Origin of the sequence: Kitasatospora sp. NPDC058190 (assembly GCF_042883685.1) — a bacterium.
Lineage (GTDB): Bacteria > Actinomycetota > Actinomycetes > Streptomycetales > Streptomycetaceae > Kitasatospora.
On sequence record NZ_JBHVVI010000273.1, the window covers coordinates 1 to 2,499 of the forward strand.

Annotated in this window: 1 protein-coding gene and 1 pseudogene; both read left to right on the plus strand. The window is 72.6% G+C overall.

Annotated features, from left to right (window positions below):
- Positions 1–292: pseudogene (locus tag ACFVWU_RS44715) on the plus strand (hypothetical protein); the annotation flags it as partial.
- A gap of 224 nt (positions 293–516) precedes the next feature.
- Positions 517–2,499: WD40 repeat domain-containing protein (locus ACFVWU_RS44720; RefSeq protein ID WP_387632432.1), on the plus strand; the 1,983-nt coding region annotated here is incomplete at its 3' end.

The window sequence follows — 2,499 nt, forward strand, 5'->3', positions numbered from 1 at the left end:
CAACGACGGGACCGTACGAATATGGGACCTGTCCACCCGTCGGCAGATCGGCGACGCCCTGCAGGGCCACGACGGCCGGACGCGGGCGGCGGCAATCGGAGTCATGGAGGGCCGTCCGGTCGCCGTCACCGGCCGCTACGAGGGGGCGGTGCGGGTGTGGGACGTGGCCACCGGCGAGCAACTGGGGCCGGAACTGGTGTTCCCCGCAGGCGTGACTGCGTTGGCGGTGGCTCCAGGCGGGCGGCTCGTGGTCGGTTTCGGTCACGAGGTCGCGGTCCTGTCTCCCCGCTGACCGGGCAGACCATCCTCCCCATCGGGCCCCTGCGGGCCGGCCACTCTTGAGTAGGCGAACGCAACGGGCGTCTTTCCGCCCCGGCCCGGAACAGCCGCAAGGCCACACGCCTGGCCGGGGCTGCAGGGGCCAAGCGCGGCGCTGGTGCCCGGGCGTCCGGCACCGCCGGACGCCCACGAAGCCCAGCAGCACGCCTGTCAGCGGGTGCGTCTACGGTTCCGGTCATGAATCGTGATGGGCGTGAGGGTGGTTCAGGTACCGGTCCGGTGGCGTGGTGGACGGACCTGGGGTTGTTGGTGAATGGCGATCCGGCGCGGGTGTGGGGGCTGCTGGATTCGGGGGCGGATCCGCGGGCTCGTTTGGTGGCGGCGGTGTATCGGGCGTCGGCACATGTGCACCGGGATGCGACGGCGGGGGTGCGTCGGCAGTTGCTGGCGCTGGACGCGGCTCGCTACGGGGACATGGAGTTGGCGGCGCGGATCAGTGCCGTTGCGGTGGCGGGCGAGCCTGCGCTGCGGTGGCAGGTGGAGTGGTCGACCGGTACCCAGGTCGATGCCCGGTTCCGGCACATGATGGACCACGGCACCCCCGTGCACGCGGTGGCGACGGCGATGGTGGACGGCCGCCTGGTCGCCGTCACCGGCGCCGAGGACGTACGGGTGTGGAACCTGGTCACCGGCGAGCAGATCGGCTGCCTCCGGTACCGCCACGACGGCGCGGTGCGCGCGGTGCCGACGACCGTGCTGGAGGGCCGCCCGGTCGCCGTCACTGGCGGGGAGGCTATGTCGGTGTGGGACCTGGCCACCGCCGAGCAGATCGGGGACACACTCGAAGGCGTAGGCGCGGTGGCGACGGCGGTGGTGGACGGCCGCCCGGTCGCCATCGCCAACGGCGAGGAAGGGACGGCGCGGGTGTGGGACCTGGCCACCCGCCAGCAGATCGGCGCCCCCCTGCACGGCCACGACGGCCCGATGTATGCGGTGGCGACGGCGGTGGTGGACGGCCGCCCGGTCGCCATCGCCAACTGCGAGGACGGGACGGTGCGGGTGTGGGACCTGGCCACCCGCCAGCAGATCGGCGACCCCCTGCAAGGCCACCATGGCGAGGTGTATGCGGTGGCGACGGCGGTGGTGGAGGGCCGTCCGGTCGCCGTCACCGGCGACGACCAGGGGACGGTGCGGGTGTGGGACCTGGCCACCGGGCAGCCCGTCGGCGACCTCCTGCACGGCCACGACGGCGAGGTGTATGCGGTGGCGACGGCGGTGGTGGAGGGCCGTCCGGTCGCCGTCACCGGCGGCGAGGACGGGACGACGCGGGTGTGGGACCTGGCCACCCGCCAGCAGATCGGCGAGCCCTTGGAAGGCCATGACCTGGAGGTGTGGGCGGTGGCCACCGGGGTGGTGGAGGGTCGGCCGGTCGCCGTCACCGGCGGCGAGTGGGGGACGGTGTGGGTGTGGGATCTAGCCACCCGCCAGCAGGTCGGCAACCCCCGGCGAGGCCACAGCGATGGGATCTCGACGGCGGCGACCGGTGAGGTGGACGGCCGGCCGGTCGCCGTCACCAGCGACCACGACGGAACGGTGCGGGTATGGGATCTGGCCACCGGTGAGCAGATCGGCGAGCCGCTGGAAGGCCAGACCGGCGTGGTGCGGGTGGCGGTAACCGGAGCCATAGAGGGCCGGCCGGTCGCTGTCACCGGCGGCGAGGATGGGACGGCGCGGGTGTGGGACCTGGCCACCGGCGAGCAGATCGGGGACACGCTGAAAGTTCCCACCGGAACCGTGTTGGTGGCGACGACCACGGTCGCCGTCACCGACAGCAAGGACGGGACGGTGCGGGTGTGGGACCTGGCCACGCGCCAGCCGATCGGCAGCCACGTGCAAGGCCACACCGGCTGGGTGCGGGCGGCGGCACTCGGTGAGCTGGAGGGCCGGCCGGTCGCTGTCACCGGCGGCGAGGACGGGACGGTGCGGGTGTGGGACCTGGGCACCGGCGCGCCGATCGGCGACCCCCTGGAAGGCCACACGCAAGGGGTGGCTGCGGTGGCAACGACCGTGCTGGACGGTCGGCAGGTCGTCGTCACCGTCAGCAAGGACAGGACCGTACGAATATGGAGGTTTCCCCCGGAACGTGGACACCCTGGACACTTGGATCGTGATGATCCGGAGAACAGGAGTTCCCGTTGGGGACGTACAAGTACTCGGCTG